Here is a 20,455-nt window from a genome sequence, read left to right on the forward strand (position 1 = left end):
GTAAGGTGCCGCGCCGACATGCCCCCCGCCTCCCTCCGAAAGACGCTCGCGCTGGTGACCTGCCTGCTGGCGGGCTCCGTCCTCGCCGCTGACTCCGGCAAGTGGACCCGGAAGGCCGCGGCTGGCAAGGACCTCTACGCCACGCTCCAGACGAGCGAGGGCACCATCGTCGTCCGGCTCTTTGCCAAGGACGCGCCCAAGACGGTGGCCAACTTCGTGGGCCTGGCCGCCGGTGAGAAGGAATGGCGGGACCCGAAGACGGGGAAGATGTCGAAGAAGCCGCTGTATGACGGCACGGTGTTCCACCGCGTGATTCCGGGCTTCATGATTCAGGGCGGGGACCCCACGGGCACCGGCTTCGGCGACCCGGGCTACCGCTTCGCGGACGAGTTCCAGAGCGGCCGCACGTTCGACAAGGTGGGCCTGCTGGCCATGGCCAACGCGGGGCCCAACACCAACGGCAGCCAGTTCTTCATCACCACCTCCACGCCCGGACACCTCGCCGGCAGGCACACCATCTTCGGTGAGGTGCTCCGCGGCTATGACGTGGTGGAGAAGATCAGCAACCTGCCTCGGGACAACCGGGACCGCCCGCGCACCGCGGTGGTGCTCACCCGCGTGGTGCTGGGCGACAAGGCTCCCGCGGGCGTGACGGCCCCCGCGGCGAGCAAGGAAGCGGCGCCCCAGAAGGACGCGGGCGCGAAGTCGGTTTCACCAAGGCCGTGACACATGACCGGGTTCGTCCTCGGACGGACCCCCACACGGGAGGGTAGCATGGGAATGTTGGACGAGGCCCGCGCGGGCAATGACCTTTACGCCACCTTCGACACCACGCAGGGGCAGATCGTGGTGAAGCTGTTCGCGAAGGACGCGCCGAAGACGGTGAGCAGCTTCGTGGGTCTGGCGACGGGCGAGCTGCCCTTCCAGGACCCGAAGACGGGTGAGAAGACGCAGCGCCCGTACTACGACGGCATCATCTTCCACCGCGTGATTCCGGGCTTCATGATTCAGGGCGGGGACCCCACGGGCACCGGCCGCGGCGGCCCGGGCTTCAACGTGGACGACGAGTACCAGAGCGGCCGGACCTTCGACAAAGTGGGTCTGCTGGCCACGGCGAACATCGGCCGCCCCAACACCAACGGCAGCCAGTTCTTCATCACCACGTCCAAGCCGACCTACCTCAACAACAAGCACACCATCTTCGGTGAGGTGCTCAGCGGCTACGACGTGGTGGAGAAGATCGCCGGCGTGCCGCGCGACGGGGATGACCGCCCCCGCCAGCCCGTGGTCATCAACAAGCTGACCATTTCGACGACCCAGCCGTAGCCTGTCCGCTCGCCGCCCGTCCTGGCATGACCGGGCGGGCGGTGGGTGTGATAGGCGCTGTCCAGACGTTTCCTTTTCGGGCCTCCGCGGTACGCGGCGTCCCAGATCACCTCCGAAGCAATGGCCCCCCCCAAGACACACCGCAGCGGCTTCGCCGCCCTCATCGGGCGCCCCAACGTGGGCAAGAGCACGCTGCTCAATGCACTGACGGGCGAAAAAATCGCCATCGTCTCCCCCAAGCCCCAGACGACGCGCAACCGCATCCTCGGCGTCGTCACCCGTCCGGAAGGGCAGGTGGCGTTCATCGACACGCCGGGCATCCATCAGGCCAAGGGCGAGCTGAACCGCTACATGGTCGAGGTGGCGCTCCAGGCGGCGGAGGAGGTGGACCTGGTCCTCTTCCTCATCGAGCCGCCAGCGAGCGAGAAGCCCGAGGTGAGCCCGGGCAACCGCGCCATCCTCGACCGGCTGCAGAAGATCGGCAAGCCGACCTTCCTGGTCATCAACAAGATCGACAGCGTCCCCAAGGCGCAGCTCCTGCCGCTCATCGACCTGTACCGCCAGGAGTTCCCCTTCGCGGAGGTGGTCCCCATCTCCGCTCGGGAGAAGGACGGCGTGGAGCGGCTGTTCCACACCGTCCTGGGACACCTGCCGGAAGGCGAGAACGTCTTCGACGAGGACATGCTCACCGACCAGCAGGAGCGCGCGCTGGTGGCCGAGTACATCCGCGAGCAGGTGCTGCGGCACTGCCGCCAGGAGATTCCGTACTCCACGGCCGTGGTGGTGGACATCTTCGACGAATCCGAGCGCGAGCCCCGGCCGGGCACGCCGCCGAACCAACTGGGCGGGCTCATCCGCATCGCCGCGTCCATCTTCGTGGAGCGCGACAGCCAGAAGGCCATCATCATCGGCAAGCAGGGGCAGATGCTGAAGACCATTGGCACCGACGCGCGCAAGTCCGTGCAGCGGTTGCTGGGCGCGCATGTGTACCTGGACCTGCGCGTCCGCGTGGAACCGCGTTGGAGCGAGCGCCCCGAAGGCCTCAAGAAGCTGGGATACGACTGAAATGAAGCCCCTGGTCGCAATTGTCGGACGCCCCAACGTGGGCAAGAGCACGCTGTTCAATCGGCTCGTGGGCCGGCGCATCGCGCTGGTCCAGGACGAGCCCGGCGTGACGCGGGATCGCCACTACGCGGACGCGGAGTGGGAAGGCCGCCAGTTCACCTTCATCGACACCGGCGGCTTCGTGCCCGGTGACGAGGACCAACTCCTCCAGCAGGTGCGGGAGCAGGCGCAGCTGGCCGTGGACGAGTGTGACGTCATCGTCTTCGTCACCGACGCCCGGGCGGGCCTCACCGCCGCGGACGAGGCCGTGGCCAACTACCTGCGCAAGAGCGGCAAGCCGGTGGTGCTGGCCGCCAACAAGCTGGACAACACGTCCGGGCAGATGCAGGCGCTGGCCGGTGAGTTCTACCGCCTGGGCCTGGGCGACGTGCAGGCCCTGTCCGCCGAGCACGGCCTGGGCATGCAGGAGCTGTTCGACTCGGTCGTCGCCAGGCTGCCGCCCAAGGAAGAGGGCGAGGACGCGGAGGCGCCGCCCGACGACGGCATCATCCGCCTGGCCATCATCGGCCGGCCCAACGTGGGCAAGAGCACCCTGGTCAACGCCATCCTGAAGGAGAAGCGGGTGGTGGCCAGTGACGTGGCGGGGACCACGCGGGACCCGGTGGACTCCGAGCTCACGTACAAGGACCGCAAGCTGCTGCTCACCGACACGGCGGGCATCCGGCGCAAGAAGTCCATTGCCCAGCGCGTGGAGCAGTTCTCCGTCGTGGCCGCGCTCAAGGTGATGGAGCGCAGCGACGTGGCGGTGCTGCTGATGGACGCCACGGAGCCGGCGGTGGACCAGGACGCCAAGCTGGCGGGCCTGGCCGAGGAGCGGGGCCGCGCCCTGGTCATCGTGGTGAACAAGTGGGACCTGGTGGGCGCGGACCAGCGCCGGCAGGAGACCTACCGCGAGTCCCTCAAGCACTCACTCAAGTTCGTGGGCTACGCGCCCATCCTCTTCACCTCCGCGCTGACGGGCTCCAAGGTGGAGAAGGTCGTGGACGTGGCGACGGAGCTCGCCGACCAGTTCCGCTTCCGGGCGCCCACCCCGCAGCTCAACCGGCTGCTGGACCACATGGTGGACAACCACCCGGCGCCCATCGTCCGGGGCAAGCCGCTGCGCATGTACTACATCGCCCAGGTGGCCGCGGCGCCGCCGACCTTCACCATCACCGTGAACCATCCGGACGGCGTTCCGGACATGTACAAGCGGTACATCACCAACCAGCTGCGCAAGACGTTCGACCTGCGCGTGCCCATCCGGCTCATCTTCAAGGGCCGGCCCGGGCAGGCCAAGCGCGAGGCCCGCAAGCGGCCTCAACGCCAGGGGAAGCGCTGAGGCGTCAGTGCGTTGACACTCGCGGCGCGCGCTCCATACAGTGCGCCGCTCTTTAAAAGAGGTTTCCAGACGTGGCCGGAACCACCAAGACCGAGAAGATTCGCCAGAAAGAGCTCAGCCAGCCGGACTCCTTCCAGAAGGTGGGCACCGAGGCGAGCGACTGGCTTGCGCAGCGCCAGAAGATCATCGGACTCGCCGCGGGCGTGCTCATCCTGGGCGGCGTGGGCGTGGCCATCGCCAGCGAAGTGTCCAAGCGCGGCGAGGAGAAGGCCTCCCAGGCGCTGGGTCAGGCGCTGACCGTGCTCGACCGGCCCGTGGAGGGCGTGGAGCCCGCGCAGCCCGGTGACACGGAGCCCCCCTTCAAGTCGGTGAAGGAGCGCGACGAGGCCGTGGTGAAGTCGCTGGGCGAGTTCCGCCAGCAGCACGGCGGCACCCCGGCCGCGGTGACGGCCGCCCTGGCAGAGGGCAAGGCGCAGTTCCGGCTGGGCAACTACGCCGCGGCGCAGACGGCCTTCGGCGAGTACCTCAAGGGCGCGGCCCAGAACGATCCGCTCCGCGCGGAGGCCTTCGAGGGCCAGGGCTACGCGCTCGAGGCGGACGGCAAGTACGAGGACGCCATCAAGGCCTTCGAGCAGATGGGCGCCGCGGGTGGCCCGTTCCTGGTGGGCATGGGCGACTACCACAAGGCCCGGATGCTCATCCTCCTGGGCAAGAAGGAAGAGGCGGCCCAGGTGCTGTCGAAGCTGACCACGGCGCAGCCGAACACGGCGGCGGCGCGTCAGGCCGGTGAGCGCCTGGCGGTGCTGGCGTCCGAAGGTGTGAAGGTTCCTGCCCCGGAGGCTCCGGCGGCTGCACCCGTTCCGGACGCGGGGTAGAAACACTCGCCATGACGATGCGGCTCGTGAGCTGGAAGCGTTGGCTGGGTGGCGCTGTGGCGGCAGGGCTTCTGGGCGGCTGCAGTGGCGTGCAGTACTACGGCAATCCGGAGCTGCCCCGGCCGCCGTCGAACACGCCGCTGGAGTACTTCTCCGTCAACTGGTGGGCGGCGCTCGCGCCCCCGCAGACGCTGGAGTACGGGCCGCGTGAGACGGCGACGCCTGCCTATGACGCCGTCAGCCGGACGACCGTCGCGCTCACGCGGGACGGGTTCGCCCGCGGCGTGGGTCCCGACGGCCAGGTGAAGTGGAAGTACAAGGCGGGCAGCCGCTTCAACGCCGGGGCCCGGGTGGTGGACGGCGTGGCCTATGTTCCGGGCGGGGACGGCGTGCTGTACGCGCTGGACGCGGCCTCGGGCGAGGAGAAGTGGAAGTACGTCGCGGGCGAGGCCCTGGCCACGGTGCCCGTGGTCGCGAATGGCCTGGTGCTCGTGGCCTCGGAGAGCGACACGCTCTTCGCGGTGAAGATTGCGGATGGGCAGTGGGCCTGGCAGTACCGCCGGGATCCGCCCACCGGCTTCACCGTCCGCGGCGCTTCGCGGCCCCTGGTGCGCGAAGGCGTGGCCTACGTCGGCTTCTCCGACGGCTTCGTGGTGGCGCTCAGTGTCGACGACGGCGGCGTCACCTGGGAGCGCTCGCTGTCCGGCGCCGGTTCCGAGTTCCTGGACGTGGACAGCAGCCCGGTGATGGACGCCAACGGGCAGCTCTACGTCGCGTCGTACAAGAGCGGCATCTTCGCGCTCGAGTCCGACTCGGGTGACCTGGTGTGGAACAGCGCCGTGGCCGGCATGACGTCGCTGCTGGTCAGCGGCCAGGTGCTCTTCGCCGCGGGTGACGGCCGCGTGGATGCCTACCTGGCGGAGACAGGACGGCTCCTCTGGTCGCATCCCCTGGGGGAACGGGCAGCCTTCGCTCCGGTGTTCGCCCAGGGAATGCTGCTCGTGCCCACGTCCAGTTCGCTGCTGTTCCTGGAGCCCAAGACGGGGCGCTCGCGCGTGTCGTGGAACCCCGGGAGTGGCATCACCGCGCCGCCTTTCGTGGCGGGCCGGCAGCTGTTCGTGCTGTCGAACAACGGCTACCTGTACTCCCTGAACATGAACGGGATTGACGGGTGATGACTCCGGCTCGCAGGACGGTCCGCGTGGTGGCGGCGCTGATTCCGCGGCCGGAGGATGGACGCCAGTTCCTGGTGCAGCAGCGGCTCCCCGGTGGAAGCCGCGCCTTGCTGTGGGAGTTCCCCGGCGGCAAGGTGGAGGCCGGGGAGACGGACGAGGCCGCGCTGGCCCGTGAGTGCCGCGAGGAGCTGGACGTGGAGCTCGCCGTGGGCCGGCGGCTCTGGGAGGGCCAGCATTCCTATCCGGACCTGACGGTGGAGTTGGTGTTGTTCCTGGCCCGGATTGTCTCGGGCGAGCCCCGGCCCCTGGGCGCCCACGCGCTGGCGTTCCACACGCCGGCGCAGATGCAGTCACTGCCGTTCTGCGAGGCGGACATCCCGCTCCTGGACGACCTGGTGGCGGGAAGGCTGGGCGCGCTCGATTGATGCTGCAGCGGACGTTCCAGCACATCCCCAGTGTCGGTCCCTGGCGGGAGAAGGACCTGTGGTCCCGCGGCATCCGCACCTGGGATGACTTTCCGGAAGCCGGCCAGGGGGTGGCGCTCAATCGGAAGTCCGACGACGTGGCCCGGGCGCGCATCGCCGAGGCGAAGGACGCGCTGGCCCGTCGGGACTTGCGCAAGCTCGCGGAGCTGCTGCCGAGCCGGGAGCACTGGCGGCTGTACCCGGAGTTCCAGGACGACGCCGTCTATTTCGATATCGAGACGGACGGCCGGGAGGCCCAGGCGCCCACGGTGGTGAGCCTGTTCGATTCGAAGGGCCTTCACGTCTTCATCCAGGGCCGGAACATGGACGCGCTGCCGGAGGCCATGGCGGCCCGGCGGCTGTGGGTGACGTTCAACGGCTCGTGCTTCGACGTGCCCGTCTTGCGTGACTACTTCGGCCCCGCGCGATTTCCGGTGCCGGATGCGCACATCGACTTGCGGTTCGTGACGCGGCGCCTGGGCATGGGTGGCGGCCTGAAGGAGATCGAAGGGAAGATTGGCGCCGAGCGTCCGCCGCACATGAAGGGCGTGAATGGCTACGACGCGGTGCTGCTGTGGCGCGCGTACCAGCGCCGCGGCGATGTGGAGGCCCTCCGGTTCCTCGTCGAGTACAACCTGTACGACGCCTTCCAGCTCCGGACGCTGATGGACGTGGCCTACAACCGCGGCGCCGACGACTTGAACCAGGATGTTCCCCGGCTGCCAGTCTTCGAGCGTGGCGACGTGCTTTACGACGTGAGCCGCATCATCCTGGAGTTGGGGCCGACCGAACGCGATCTGCAGACCCTTGCTCGCGTCCGGGCCATGGAGCAGGGCGGCTGAGCGGGCAGGGTGACTGTGCCCGGTTCACCGTCCTGGCAGCAGCCGTGCGTTCGCGAGTACCGGACGGTGAACACCTGCGCGTGTGAAGTGTAGCGGTCTGGTGGAATGACCTGGGGAGGCGTTTGTAGGTTGAAGGGTCCACCTACGGAGGAATGAATGAACGACCCGACGAATCCGACGCCGGCCGAGGTTCCCGAATCCGCTCAGAGCTCCAAGAGCAAGACGCTGGCCGTCGTCCTGGGCCTGGTGGGTCTGGCGTTGGTGGCGTCGTATTTCGGCCTGCGGCGTCAGGAGTCACTGCCCGCGGAGGTGCCCGCGATTCCGTTGGAGCCCGCTCCCGAGACGGCCGCGGCGCCCCCGACGATGCCGGAAACGTCGCTGCCAGAACGGGACGCCGAGGTCCGCAGCCTGGCGAGCCAGCTTTCGCCTGACCCCGAGCTCGCGCGGTGGATGGGCGAAAAAGACCTGGTTCGTCGCTTCACGGCAGCGGTGAACAACATCGCGGAGGGTTCGAGCCCGCGCACGGTGCTCGGGTTCCTGGCGCCCACGGGGGCTTTCCAGGTGACCCAGGTGGACGGCACCACGGTCATCGATCCGGCCAGCTACGCACGCTACGACACCGTGGGCCGCGTGATTGGCTCCATTGACACGCAGTCCGCGGCCAGCGTGTACCGTGAGCTGAAGCCGCTGATTGACCAGGCCCACGCGGAGATTGCGCCGCCGGGACAGACATTCAGCAGCGTCTTGAGCGCGGCCATCCAACATCTGCTCAAGGTGCCCGTGCAGGAAGGCCCGGTGGAAGTCGTTCCCGAAGGCGCGCTGTATGCCTATGCGGCGCCGGAGTTCGAGGCCCTGAGCCCCGCGCAGAAGCATCTGCTGCGCATGGGGCCCCAGAACATGCAGCTCATCCAGGCCAAGCTGCGGGAGCTGAAGAGCTCGCTGGGGCTTCCGCCGGTCGCGGACCGCTGATTCAAAGCCAGTCCCGGGCCGCTCAGCCTCAACGGCGCTTCTTCTTGCCGGCGGGCTTGGGTGGAGGGGCTGGCTTTTCCTTTTCGCCAGCGATTTGAAGGGTTTGGCGGAACTCGTCGACGTCACGGCCCAGGCCGTCGGTGAACGCGGTGCCGGTCTGGGCATCCACGACCAGGGTGTACTTGAAGCCGGACTTGAGCGGCTTCGGCAGATGGATTCGGTAGACGAGGCCGGTTTCGGATTCCTCGACGTCGTCATCGGACACCATGGCCCGGTCGGCTTCGTCGAACAGCCGGACCCGGTAGTTCTTGAGCGGGCTGGACGTCCGGAGCTCCAGGAGCGACGTGGGCTCAATGATGGTCGCGTCATCGGGCGCCGGGGCGATCTCCGTGAGGCTCGCGGCGGCGATTCCAGCGTCCTCGGCCACGCCCGCGTCGTTGGCGGGTGCCACGGCGGGGGCGCTGGGCGGCGCCTGGTAGCTGAGGGAGAACCGGGTCGGCGGCGGCGTCGCGGGGACCTGGGGTACCTCGGCGACCCCTGAGTCCGGGGTGGCGGCCGGCTTGTCCGGGCAGCCCGAGAGGACGAGAGCGCCACAGCAGGTGGCGGCGACGAGTCCGAATCGAAGAAGACGCATGTGGCGGCCACGGTATGCGCCTGGATGGACGCCGGAAAGCACCGAGTGCCGGGCAGCCAGCCGGGCCGTGGGTTGGCGGCAATGGGGTTGCGGATAACCGTCCAGGACGTGACCTCTCCCTCTGAAAGAAGGTCCGATAACATTCGTTATGTAAACTAAGCGGGCGCGAAACCTGGGGTCGATTCAGGCCGTTCCCCGCCCTGGTTTCTGGGCCGTCCGGGCCGGTTTCGGGTCCGTCGATTGCAGTCGAATCCGGCAGGATCTCCACTCCCGACGCCCGCCATGACCTTCTTCGATTCGCTCGCCGCGGATGTTCGCTTCGCGGTCCGCACCTTCCGCCGTTCACCCGGCTTCGTCGCCGCCGCCGTGCTGTGCCTGGCGCTGGGCATTGGCGCAAACGCCGTCATCTTCAGCGTGGTTCACGGGGTCCTCCTCCGGCCGCTGCCGTACGCGGAACCCGAGCGGCTGGTCAGCCTCGTCGAGCTGCGCCCCCAGGGCTATGGCGGCCCGGTGTCCTGGCCCACGTTCTGGGCCTGGCGCCAACACAGCCCGGCCTTCGAGCACATGGCGGCATTCACTGGCGGCGGCGTCACCCTCCAGGCCCAGGATGCGCCTGAGCGCCTCCAGGCTCTTCGCGGAACGGCTGACTTCTTCACGGTTCATGGCGTGCCGCCCTTGCTGGGCCGGACTTTCGCGCTCGACGAGGACCTGCCCGGCCAGGCCCCGGTCGCGGTCCTCAGTGAGCGCCTCTGGCGCGCCCGTTTCGGCGCCGACCCAGCCGTCCTCGGCCGTTCCGTGAGCCTGGATGGCCTGGCCCACACCGTCATTGGCGTGATGCCCGCGTCTTTCGATGCATCCACCGACGTGTGGCTGCCCCTGGTGGCTCCGCCAGACGCCGCCGCTCGGACCCGGTCCACGGTGCTGACCCTCCGGGCCCGGCTGGCGCCGGGCTTTTCGCTGGCCTCCGCCGAGGCCCAGTTGAAGCAAGTCGCCGCGAACTCCGCGGCGGCCCAGGCGGAATCCCACCGGGACCGGAGCGCCCGGGTCATTCCGCTCGATGAAAGCCAGACGCAGTCCTGGCGGGCGCCGCTCCAGGTCCTGCTGGGGGCCGTCGCCCTGGTGCTCCTCATCGCGTGTACGAACGTCGCGAATCTGCTGCTGGCCCGCGCCGGCACCCGGCGGCGCGAACTGGCCGTTCGCCTAGCCCTGGGCGCTGGCCGGGCCCGGGTCGTCCAGCAACTCCTGGTCGAAAGCCTCCTGCTGGCGTTTCTGGGCGGCGCGCTGGCCGCATTGCTGGCGCGTTGGGGCCTGGATGCGCTGCTGGCCCTGGCGCCGGAGAGCCTGCCCCGGCGCCAGGACATCGCGTTGGACTCCACGGCCTTCCTGTTCCTCCTCGGAATCACCAGCGTCAGCGGCCTGGCCTTCGGGCTGCTTCCGGCCCTCCAGGTCTCCCGGCTGGACGTCCGTGGTGGGCTCGCCGCCGCGGGCGATGGCTGCACGGTGCCGGGCTTCGGCCGTCGCCTGGGGGCCTCGCTGGTGGTTGTGGAGATCGCCCTATCGCTGGTGCTGCTCGTCGGCGCGGGCCTGCTCGGACGCGGCTTCCTGCACCTGCTGGGGACTTCCACCGGACTTGCCCCCGGCCAGGTACTCACGCTGCACCTGTCCATCCCAGACGACCGGTTCTTCAAGGACGGCGCCCTGGACGCGGGGCTGCCGGGACGGCTCTTGGAGCCGGTGTTGGAGGCGGTTCGCGCGCTCCCGGGCGTCACCGCGGCGGGCATGACGTCCGTGCTTCCCATCCAACGGGCCTGGAACAACGCTCGGTATCAGGTCGAAGGAGCTCCTCTGCCGGAGCCCGGCGACGAACCTCGCGCCGAGCGCCGCGCCACCAGTCCGGGCTACTTCGCCGCCATGGGCATCCCCCTACGCCAGGGGCGCGATTTCACGTCCCTGGACGCCGCGCCGGACCAGCCCGGCGTGGTCATCGTCAACGAAACCCTGGCCCGCCGGCACTTTCCGGCAGGCGGTGCCCTGGGCCAGCGGCTGCGCATCGGGGCGACGCCGTACACCATCGTCGGCGTCGTGGGCGATGTCCGCCAGGCGGGACTGGAGCGCGAACCGCTCGCCGAGTTCCACGTGCCTCATGGCAGGCCCTGGGGCGATGACGGGCTCGTCCTGGTCACGCGCACCTCGGTGCAGCCGGAGACGCTGCTGCCGGCCATCCGGGAGGCCATCCGCCGCGTGGACGGCACCGTGCCCGTCTACCGGGCGCTCACCCTGGAGCAGGTCATCTCGGAATCCCTGGCGATGCGCAGGCTCGTCCTGGGGCTGCTCGGCGGTTTTGCCGTCCTTGCCGTCCTGCTGGCCGCCTACGGCCTCTATGGGGTCATCTCGCTCCGGGTCGTCCAGCGCACGCGGGAGCTGGGCGTCCGGATGGCGCTCGGTGCCCGGCCCGCGGACGTGCTTCGGCTCGTCCTGGGCCAGGGCGCGGGCATGACGGCCTTGGGCCTCGGGGTGGGAATTGGAGCGGCGTGGGTCCTGTCCCAGGTGCTCGCAAGCCAGCTTCACGGCGTCAGCGCGCGGGATCCGTGGACGTTCGGGGCCGTGGCGGCGCTGCTGGCGGCCGTGGCGTTGCTCGCCTGCTGGATTCCGGCCCGGCGTGCGATACGGATGGACCCGCTTCAGGCGCTCCGGAAGGACTGACGTCGGGACTTCTGCGTCCCAGGCGCGGGATGCGGAATCCCAGTCATGGAACGCAGCCGGATGACACGTCGCGTTGACGGGAAATCCAGACGCGAATGCGACTTTTTCCTCCGCGTCACGTTGTTCCTCAATGGGCCTGGTTCAAGGTCGGTTTCTCCTCGGAATCCAACCTCTGGCGGCGGGAATCAGGAGCCTGCTCGGATGTTGGGTTCCCCGGGAAATCTTCCCTGTTTTTTACTGGCTTGACCCAGCCATGAGCTTCCCGCAGAACCGCGACACCCATGGCCCTGGAAAGGACCGTTTCATGAAGCGTTTGTTCGTGATTGCCACCCTCCTCGGCGCGGCTCCCGCGATGGCCGACGAGGGCATGTGGACCTACAACAACTTTCCCTCCGCGAAGGTGAAGGAGAAGTACGGCTTCGAGCCTTCCCAGCAGTGGCTGGACAACGTGCGCCTGTCCTCGGCGCGTCTGGCGGGTGGATGCTCGGCCAGCTTCGTGTCCGCCAACGGCCTGGTGATGACGAATCACCACTGCGCGCGCGGCTGTATCGACCAGCTCTCCACGGCGAAGAAGGACTACATCGCCAACGGTTTCTACGCGAAGACGCAGGGCGAGGAGACCCAGTGTCCGGCGATGGAGATCAACCAGCTGGTCAAGATCACCGACGTCACGGAGACGCTGAACAAGGCCACCCAGGGCCTGACCGGCAAGAAGTACGCGGACACGCTGAAGGCGAAGATGTCCGAGCTGGAGCAGGCCTGCTCCGCCGGCAACGCCAAGGCGCGCTGTGACGTGGTCACCCTGTACCAGGGCGGCCAGTACAACCTCTACGAGTACAAGCGCTTCCAGGACGTCCGCCTGGTGATGGCGCCCGAGCACGCCATCGCGTTCTTCGGTGGCGACCCGGACAACTTCGAGTTCCCCCGCTACGACCTCGACGTGACGTTCCTGCGCGTCTACGAGGACGGCAAGCCGGCGACGACGAACAACTTCTTCAAGTGGTCCGACAAGGGCGCTCAGGAAGGCGAGCTGACCTTCATCTCCGGCCACCCGGGCCGCACCTCGCGTGGCCTCACCATCGCGGAGCTGGAGTTCCAGCGCGACGTGGTGCTGCCCAAGACGCTGATGACGCTCTCCGAGATGCGCGGCATGCTGACGGAGTTCGGCCGCCGTGGCGCCGAGCAGCGCCGCATCTCCACCAACCTGCTGTTCGGCGTGGAGAACTCGGTGAAGGCGCTCAAGGGCCGTCACGAGGCCCTGCTGGACAAGACGTTCTTCGCGCAGAAGGTCGCCGCGGAGCAGGAGCTGCGCAAGAAGGTCGAAGCCAACCCGGAGATGAAGAAGAAGTACGCCGCGGCGTGGGATGAGATCGCCAAGGCCCAGGCGCAGCTGCGCAACATCCGCCAGGACCTGACGTTCATGGAGAACGGCGGCGGCCTGTCCTCCACGCTCTTCCAGGTGGCCCGCACGCTGGTGCGCGGCGCCGAGGAGCTCCCGAAGGCGAACGGCGAGCGCCTGCGTGAGTTCAACCAGGCCAACGTCCCGGCGCTGGAGGCCCAGCTGTTCAGCCCGGCGCCTGTCTACCCGGAGCTGGAGATTGCCCGCCTGACGTTCAGCCTCACCAAGATGCGCGAGGAGCTGGGCTCGGACCACCCCTTCGTGAAGAAGGTGCTGGGCAAGGAGTCCCCGGAGAAGCTGGCCGCCCGGCTGGTGAAGGGCACCAAGCTGCGTGACGTGAAGGTCCGCCAGTCGCTCTACAAGGGCGGCAAGGCGGCCATCGCAGCCTCCAAGGACCCGATGATCCAGCTGGCCGTCGCGCTGGACCCGGACATGCGCGCCATCCGCAAGTCGTACGAGGAGAACGTGGAGTCCGTCATCCGCAAGAACAGCGAGCTGGTGGCCAAGTCCAAGTTCGAAATCTACGGCACCAACCAGTACCCGGACGCGACGTTCAGCCTGCGCCTGTCCTACGGCGCGGTGAAGGGCTACTCGGAGAACGGCAAGCAGGTCAGCCCCATCACGCAGATGGCGGGCACCTTCGAGCACGCCACGGGTGAGGAGCCCTTCGCGCTGCCGAAGTCCTGGCTGAAGAACGAGAAGGCGCTGGACGGCACCACGCCGATGAACTTCGTCTCCACCAACGACATCATCGGTGGCAACTCCGGCTCGCCGGTCATCAACAAGGACGCGGAGATCGTCGGCATCGTGTTCGACGGCAACATCCAGTCCCTGGGCGGCGAGTACGGCTTCGACGAGAGCGTCAACCGCTCGGTCAGCGTCCACAGCCAGGCCATCATCGAGTCGCTGACGAAGATCTACGGCGCCACGCGGCTGCTCGAGGAGCTGCGTCCCGGCAGCACCAAGGTCCCGCCCGTGAAGGCCAGCCCGGCGAAGTAACGCCTTCGGGCGAAGATGGGGGCCCCGGCGCGGTCGGCCAGGGCCCCTGAAGCACGAAGAGGCTGCCCGGCACATGTCCCGGGCAGCCTCTTTCGCGTCAGGGCGTCAAACGCCCTACCGCCCTACTCCCATTCGATGGTCGCGGGGGGCTTGGACGAGATGTCGTAGGCGACGCGGTTGATGCCGCGCACCTCGTTGGTGATGCGCGTGGAGATGCGCTCCAGCACGGGGAACGGCAGCCGGGCCCAGTCCGCCGTCATGCCGTCCACGCTGGTGACGGCGCGCAGCACGCAGGTGGACTCGTAGGTGCGCTCGTCGCCCATGACGCCCACGCTCTGCACCGGCAGCAGCACCGCGAAGGCCTGCCACACTTCCTTGTAGAGGCCGGCGCTGCGAATCTCCTCCTGGACGATGGCATCCGCGCGCCGCACCAGCTCCAGGCGCTGCTCGGTGACTTCACCCAGGACGCGGATGGCCAGACCCGGGCCGGGGAACGGCTGGCGGGACACCATCTCATCCGGCAGCCCCAGCTCGCGGCCCAGGGCGCGGACCTCGTCCTTGAAGAGCTCGCGCAGCGGCTCCACCAGCTTGAGCTTCATCGTCTCCGGCAGGCCGCCCACGTTGTGGTGGCTCTTGATGGTGACGGAGGGGCCCTTGTACGACACGGACTCGATGACGTCCGGGTACAGCGTGCCCTGGGCCAGGAACTCCGCGTCCTGCACGTCGCGCGCGGCCTCCTCGAACACGGCGATGAACTCGCGGCCGATGATCTTCCGCTTCTTCTCCGGGTCCGTCACCCCGGCCAGCTTGTCCAGGAAGCGCTGGCGGGCATCCACCGTCTTCAGCGGGACGTGGAAGCGGTCCACGAAGAGCGCCTCCACCTGGGCGCGCTCGTTCTGCCGCAGCACCCCGTTGTCCACGAAGATGCACTGGAGCCGGGGGCCAATGGCCCGGTGCAGCAGCAGCGCGGCCACGGAGCTGTCCACGCCGCCCGACAGCGCGCAGATGACCCGGCCGTGCTCACCCACCTGGCGGCGGATGGTGCCCACGGCCTCGTCGATGAAGCCCTTCATCGTCCACGAGCCGCTGACCTTGCACTCGTTGAAGACGAAGGCGCGCAGCATGGCCTTGCCCTGCGGCGTGTGGACCACCTCCGGGTGGAACTGGACGCCGAACCAGGGCTTCGTCGTGTGGGCGGTGGCGGCGAAGGGCGAATTGCCGCTGCGGCCAATGGCCTCGAAGCCGGGGGGCAGCGTCTCCACCCGGTCGCCGTGGCTCATCCAGACCTGGACCTTGTCCCCAGGGGTGAACTCGGCGAAGGGGCCACGGCGGGCCAGCACCTCCACCTCCGCGTTGCCGAACTCGCGGTGGGCGCTCCGGTCAATCTTGCCGCCCAGCAGCTTGGCGGTGAGCTGGAGGCCGTAGCAGATGCCCAGCACGGGGACGCCAGCTTCGAAGACGAACGGGTCGCACCGGGGGGAGTCCGGGGCCTCCACGGACGCCGGACCGCCAGAGAGGATGATGCCGCGGGGAGCGTATTTGCGGATGTCCTCCGCCGGGAGGTCCGGGCGGTGGATTTCGCAGTAGACGCCCAGCTCGCGGACGCGCCGGGCGATGAGCTGGGTGTACTGGCTCCCGAAATCGAGGATCAGGATTTTTTCGGCGTGCAGGTCCACCTGGGGGTCTCCAAGAGGGGCGTCGTTGACGGCTGGGGGCCCTTATCGCTACAAACTTCCGGAATACAACGCCCAAGTACCTTCAATTGTTCGAGGCCTGGATGCTCCGCCGCCTGTCCGCCCCTACCGCTGCTGCGACCCTACTCCTGCTGTCCGCCTCCGGATGCGTGAAGGAGATCTCCTCGGATGAGCGGCTGGACCGCGAAACCCAGAATCTCTCCGCGAAGGAGATGCCGGGTGCGGCCGAGCTGGAGAAGCTCACCTGTGAGGACTCCACCGAGGCGCTCATCAAGGCACGCAATGTGAACCGGCCGGAGACAGACCGGCTGGTGGACTACATCGAGCTGTACTCCTCCCTCCGCAAGCGGACCGCCACGTTCGAGGATGCGATGAACCGCAACCCGGACCTGAGCTACCGCGAGGGCACCCAGCACCTGGTCAACGCCAAGGACAACTGCATCCAGCAGACGGCCGACGTCCGGGTGGAGTTCGAGACCTACATGCGGGAGCTGGTGGGCGTGCCCACCGTCCAGGAAATCAAGGGCGGCAACACCGTCACCATCGCCCGGCTCGACTTCAACACCCTGCGTCAGGCCATCGAGACGCTGGAGCCGGACGACAAGGACACGCTGCTCAACCAGGTGAACGCCGCGGAGAAGCGCGTGGCCCCGTCGACCCCCGCGGCCGATGAGTCCGCCCCCGCGTCGGGTGGTGGCCGCAAGCGCGGCCGGTAAGGAAGCTCCGGCCGTTGCTGGCTGGACACCCAGGGCCCCGCCGAGAGGCGCGGGCCCTTTTTCATGGCCTCGGGACGCGGCGCGGGAGAACGGGCCGCCGCGCCCCTGGCGCCCTCCGGACTACCCGACGCGGTAGTTCGGTGCTTCCTCGGTGATGATGACGTCGTGCACGTGGCTCTCCTTGAGCCCGGCCGAGGTGATGCGGACGAAGGTGGCCTGGGTGCGCAGCTCGTCGATGGTGCGGCAGCCCACGTAGCCCATGCCGCTGCGGATGCCGCCCAGCATCTGGTGGACGTTCATCGCCAGGGTGCCCTTGTACGGCACGCGGCCCTCGATGCCCTCGGGCACCAGCTTCACGGCCTCCACGTCCGCCTGGAAGTAGCGGTCCTTGGCGCCCTGCTTCATGGCGCCCAGGCTGCCCATGCCGCGGTAGCTCTTGTAGCTGCGGCCCTGGTACAGGATGACGTCGCCCGGGGACTCCTCGGTGCCCGCGAAGAGCGAGCCGACCATCACCGTGTTGGCACCCGCGGCCAGCGCCTTGACGATGTCGCCCGAGTACTTGATGCCGCCGTCGGAGATGATGGGCACGTCGTGCTTCTGGGCCTCGCGGACGCAGTCATCCACGGCCGTCACCTGGGGCACGCCCACGCCGGCCACCACGCGGGTGGTGCAGATGGAGCCGGGGCCGATGCCCACCTTCACCGCGTCCACGCCGGCCTGGATGAGCGCGCGGGTGGCCTCGGCGGTGGCGACGTTGCCGGCGATGAGCTCGAAGCCCTGGAAGTTCTTCCGGGTGTCGCGCACGCCTTCCAGCACCGCGGTGGAGTGACCGTGCGCGGTGTCCACGACGATGACGTCCACGCCGGCCTTGATGAGCGCCTCCACGCGGGCCTCGCGGTCCGCGGACACACCCACGGCGGCGGCGCACAGCAGGCGGCCCATGCCGTCCTTGGCCGCGTTGGGGTGCGTGCGGCGCTTCTCGATGTCCTTGATGGTGATGAGGCCCTTGAGCTCGAAGGCGTCGTTGACGACGAGGAGCTTCTCGATGCGGTGCTCGTGCAGCAGCTTTTGCGCATCTTCCTGCGTGATGCCTTCGCGGCCGGTGACGAGCTTGCGCGTCATCATCGACTCCACCTTCTGGGTGAAGTTGGTCTCGAAGCGCACGTCGCGGCTGGTGACGATTCCCACCAGTCGCTGGCCCTTCACCACCGGGATGCCGGACACGCCGTGAAGGCGCATCAGCTCCAGCGCGCGGCCCAGCGGGGCCTCCGGTTCGATGGTGACGGGGTCCACCACCATGCCGCTTTCGAACTTCTTGACCTTGAGGACCTCGAGCGCCTGCTGCTCGGGGGTCATGTTCTTGTGGATGACACCAATGCCGCCCTCCTGGGCCATGGCGATGGCGGTCCGGGACTCCGTGACGGTGTCCATGGCCGCCGACAGGAGGGGGATGTTGAGACGGAGATTGCGAGTGAGCCGGGTCGTCAGGTCGACGTCCTTGGGGACGACCGAGCTCTCGCCCGGGACCAGCAGGACGTCGTCGAAAGTGAGGGCGAGCCGGATATCGGGGTTGAGCATGAGCGGCGCTCCCGTGGGCAGGTGCCCGCGGGGCACCACAGCCCGCGGGTGCGGTTCCATACGAGGTACGCTGCCCCGGCGCAACGGAGAAGGGCGCTGATTTTGACGCCCGTTCCCTCGGAGTTCGGGCGATAATCGCAACCCAGTATCCCCTCGCGGCTCAGGAACCGGGCATTGACGGAATCGAATCAGGCGGCGGTCGGGCTCGTCGTGAAGCTGCCCTTCGCGACGCCCGAGGAGTTCCTGGCGAAGTATGGGCCGAATGTGACCCGGGGAGGCATCTATCTGCGCGCACGCGCGGTGAAGCCACCGGGGACGGCCGTCACCCTGGATCTCAAGCTGGCGGGCGGGGAACGCATCATCCACGCGGCGGCTGTCGTTCACTACGTCACAGGTCAGGGCGGCCAGGGCGTCGTCGGCATGGGCCTGCGCTTCCTGAACGCGGATGCGCCCACCCGCCGGTTCCTGGATTCGCTGGTCGTCACCCTGCCCCACGCCCAGTCGGATGTTCCCCCGGTTCCTCCCAATGTAGGGCCGCCGGACTACACCGTCACACCCACGGAGCAGGCGCCCGTCGCCCTCGCCTCCGAGCTCTACGCGCCGGCCCCTGTGCCAGGCAGTGCTTCAGCCGAGGCAGCCGGCGCCCCGCCGCGGATGATCTCCAACGCGGCGTTGAACCTCAGCTCGGAGGACCCGAAGCGCGCCGGGGTCGTCATCGGCATCGACCTGGGGACGACGAACTCGTGCGCGGCCTACGTCCGCAACGGCAAGCCGGGCGTGCTGCCCAGCCGCGAGGGCCACAACACGGTGCCCTCCATCATCGCCGTCAACACGCGCGGCAAGCTGGTGGTGGGCCACCCCGCCAAGGGGCAGATGCTCACCAATCCGCGCCAGACGGTGTACGGCGCCAAGCGGCTGATGGGCCGGCCCTTCGCGTCCCCGGTGGTGGAGCAGCTCAAGGACCGCTTCCACTATGAGATCGCCGCCAGTGAGAATGGCGACGCGGGCGTGAAGCTGGGCGAGCACGTCTACACGCTCCAACAGATCTCCGCGCTCATCCTCCGGGAGGTCCGGGAGGTGGCGCAGAACCAGTTGGGCCACCCGGTGTCCCGCGCGGTCGTCACCGTCCCCGCCTACTACAACGACAACCAGCGCCAGGCGGTGCGCGAGGCCGGGAAGCTGGCGGGCCTGTACATCGAGCGCATCCTCAACGAGCCCACGTCGGCGGCGCTGGCCTATGGCTACGGCCGCAAGCTGAACCAGCGCGTGCTCGTCTATGACCTGGGCGGTGGCACCTTCGACGCGTCGGTGCTGGAGCTGAACGACAACGTCTACGAGGTCATCTCCACCGGCGGCGACACGTTCCTGGGCGGCATCGACTTCGACTCCTCCCTCGTCACGTACCTCCTGGACGAGTTCCAGAAGACCACGGGCCGCGCGTTCCAAGGGGACCGGGTGGCCCTGCAGCGCATCAACGACGCGGCCGAGCGCGCCAAGTGCGCGCTGTCGGAGCGCTCGGAGGTGCGGGTGCACGTCGCGTTCGTGACGATGATCGACAACAAGCCGTGCGACCTGGACGTCATGCTCTCGCGGCAGAAGCTGGTGGAGCTGACGGAGGGGTTGGTGGATCGCACCCTCCAGGTCTGCGAGGAGGTCCTCCGCGCGAAGAAGGTGACGCCGCAGGAGATCGACGAGGTCATCCTCGTCGGTGGGCAGAGCCGCTTCCCGCTGGTGCACGAGAAGATCACGAAGTTCTTCGGCAAGCCGCCCAGCAAGGGCGTGCACCCGGACGAGGCCGTGGCGCTGGGCGCGGCGCTGCTGGCGCACAGCCTGGGGCAGTTGGAAGGCGTGGTGCTCATCGACGTGCTGCCCATGGCCATTGGCGTGGGCCTGCCCGGTGGCCGCTTCAAGGCGGTGATGGAGCGCAACACGTCGCTGCCATCCACCAAGAGCTACACCCTGGCCACGCACCGCGACGGCCAGACGGAGCTGGAGCTCACGGTGTTCCAGGGCGACTCCGACAAGGCCGCTGACAACGAGTACCTGGGCACGCTGAAGCTGGAGGGCCTGCCGAAGCTCCCGCGTGGGGCCGTGCAGGTGAATGTCACCTTCGAGGTCAGCAACGAGTCGCTGTTGAAGGTCACCGCGCGCGAGGCCTCGTCGGGCCGCGAGGTGACGAGCACCTTCACCACGCGCGACACCCCGGAGGCCGTGAAGGCGCGGCTGGCGCAGCTCGAGTCGGAGACGCCGCCGGCGCCGGGTCCGGCAGCCGCGGCACGGAGCGCGGGCCACGCGGGGGCCACGGCCACGGGGCCATCCGCTCCGGTGAAGGTGCCCATGGCCACGGCCGCCGCCGCGTCGGCCGCACGGCCCGTGCTCGTTCGGCCCGCTTCTTCGCCGCCCGTGCCCTCGATTCCCACTGTCAGTGTGGCTGTTGCACCCAAGCAGAAGGGCTTCATGGAGTGGCTCAAGGGGTTGTTCGGAAGAGCCTGAAAATGCGCTCTGCGTGCCCTGCTCACACTCCGTGTCATGTGTGGTTCCGGGAATTTTCCGGTGAATCTGGCCAGCCCCTAGAAGGTCGGATTTGCCTGCTATGTAGCGCCTCGCTTCCTTCCGGACAGACGAGCGCGCTCCC

At 68.5% G+C, this 20,455-nt stretch carries 16 protein-coding genes; 13 read left to right on the forward strand and 3 right to left on the reverse strand.

Annotated features, from left to right (window positions below):
- Positions 1–18 precede the first annotated feature (18 nt).
- The 9 genes from FMP39_RS10150 (at position 19) to FMP39_RS10190 (ending at position 8,097) form a co-directional block, all read left to right on the forward strand.
- The gene (locus tag FMP39_RS10150; protein ID WP_141589736.1) at positions 19–726 is read left to right on the forward strand and encodes a peptidylprolyl isomerase; all 708 of its coding nucleotides are present in this window, start codon (positions 19–21) and stop codon (positions 724–726) included.
- Positions 727–729: 3 nt separating this feature from the next.
- On the forward strand, positions 730–1,326 hold the full coding sequence (locus FMP39_RS10155; protein WP_141589737.1) for a peptidylprolyl isomerase: 597 nt from the start codon (positions 730–732) through the stop codon (positions 1,324–1,326).
- A gap of 120 nt (positions 1,327–1,446) precedes the next feature.
- Entirely contained in the window at positions 1,447–2,391 is a 945-nt protein-coding gene (gene era, locus FMP39_RS10160; protein WP_090492610.1) for a GTPase Era, read from the forward strand.
- Between the two features lies 1 nt (position 2,392).
- Positions 2,393–3,772, forward strand: a complete 1,380-nt coding sequence (der, locus tag FMP39_RS10165; protein WP_011553779.1) for a ribosome biogenesis GTPase Der — start codon at positions 2,393–2,395, stop codon at positions 3,770–3,772.
- A gap of 71 nt (positions 3,773–3,843) precedes the next feature.
- Positions 3,844–4,647 (forward strand): tetratricopeptide repeat protein, encoded by an 804-nt coding sequence (locus tag FMP39_RS10170; RefSeq protein WP_090492612.1) that lies wholly within the window; start codon positions 3,844–3,846, stop codon positions 4,645–4,647.
- Between the two features lie 11 nt (positions 4,648–4,658).
- Positions 4,659–5,822, forward strand: a complete 1,164-nt coding sequence (locus tag FMP39_RS10175; protein WP_141589738.1) for a PQQ-binding-like beta-propeller repeat protein — start codon at positions 4,659–4,661, stop codon at positions 5,820–5,822.
- A complete protein-coding gene (locus FMP39_RS10180; RefSeq protein WP_141589739.1) occupies positions 5,822–6,247 on the forward strand; it encodes a (deoxy)nucleoside triphosphate pyrophosphohydrolase in 426 nt (141 codons plus the stop codon). Before FMP39_RS10175 ends, FMP39_RS10180 begins: the two co-directional genes overlap by 1 nt.
- Positions 6,247–7,128: a ribonuclease H-like domain-containing protein gene (locus tag FMP39_RS10185; RefSeq protein ID WP_090492618.1), complete on the forward strand. Its 882-nt coding sequence runs from the start codon at positions 6,247–6,249 to the stop codon at positions 7,126–7,128. The genes FMP39_RS10180 and FMP39_RS10185 overlap by 1 nt, the downstream gene beginning before the upstream one ends.
- Before the next feature lie 156 nt (positions 7,129–7,284).
- Positions 7,285–8,097 carry a DUF3014 domain-containing protein gene (locus FMP39_RS10190; protein WP_141589740.1) on the forward strand — a complete coding sequence of 271 codons (813 nt, stop codon included), beginning with the start codon at positions 7,285–7,287 and terminating at the stop codon, positions 8,095–8,097.
- Between the two features lie 28 nt (positions 8,098–8,125).
- Here the strand turns inward: FMP39_RS10190 and FMP39_RS10195 are convergent, their stop codons facing one another.
- The gene (locus tag FMP39_RS10195) at positions 8,126–8,731 is read right to left on the reverse strand and encodes a hypothetical protein (RefSeq protein ID WP_228557849.1); all 606 of its coding nucleotides are present in this window, start codon (positions 8,729–8,731) and stop codon (positions 8,126–8,128) included.
- A gap of 282 nt (positions 8,732–9,013) precedes the next feature.
- Here FMP39_RS10195 and FMP39_RS10200 point away from each other — a divergent pair, with 282 nt between their 5' ends.
- A complete protein-coding gene (locus FMP39_RS10200) occupies positions 9,014–11,434 on the forward strand; it encodes an ABC transporter permease (protein WP_141589742.1) in 2,421 nt (806 codons plus the stop codon).
- A 304-nt stretch (positions 11,435–11,738) separates the two neighbouring features.
- The gene (locus FMP39_RS10205) at positions 11,739–13,832 is read left to right on the forward strand and encodes a S46 family peptidase (RefSeq protein ID WP_141618081.1); all 2,094 of its coding nucleotides are present in this window, start codon (positions 11,739–11,741) and stop codon (positions 13,830–13,832) included.
- A gap of 122 nt (positions 13,833–13,954) precedes the next feature.
- Here the strand turns inward: FMP39_RS10205 and guaA are convergent, their stop codons facing one another.
- Entirely contained in the window at positions 13,955–15,508 is a 1,554-nt protein-coding gene (gene guaA, locus FMP39_RS10210; RefSeq protein WP_141589744.1) for a glutamine-hydrolyzing GMP synthase, read from the reverse strand.
- Between the two features lie 86 nt (positions 15,509–15,594).
- On the opposite strand from guaA, the gene FMP39_RS10215 reads away from it, so the two are divergent.
- On the forward strand, positions 15,595–16,242 hold the full coding sequence (locus FMP39_RS10215; RefSeq protein ID WP_141589745.1) for a hypothetical protein: 648 nt from the start codon (positions 15,595–15,597) through the stop codon (positions 16,240–16,242).
- A 120-nt stretch (positions 16,243–16,362) separates the two neighbouring features.
- On the opposite strand, the gene guaB is transcribed toward FMP39_RS10215, so the two are convergent.
- Positions 16,363–17,820: an IMP dehydrogenase gene (gene guaB, locus FMP39_RS10220; RefSeq protein ID WP_141589746.1), complete on the reverse strand. Its 1,458-nt coding sequence runs from the start codon at positions 17,818–17,820 to the stop codon at positions 16,363–16,365.
- Positions 17,821–17,994: 174 nt separating this feature from the next.
- Here guaB and FMP39_RS10225 point away from each other — a divergent pair, with 174 nt between their 5' ends.
- Positions 17,995–20,313 (forward strand): TIGR02266 family protein, encoded by a 2,319-nt coding sequence (locus FMP39_RS10225; RefSeq protein WP_141589747.1) that lies wholly within the window; start codon positions 17,995–17,997, stop codon positions 20,311–20,313.
- Positions 20,314–20,455 lie beyond the last annotated feature (142 nt).

The organism is Myxococcus sp. AB056 (genome assembly GCF_006547365.1).
GTDB classification, from domain to species: domain Bacteria; phylum Myxococcota; class Myxococcia; order Myxococcales; family Myxococcaceae; genus Myxococcus; species Myxococcus virescens.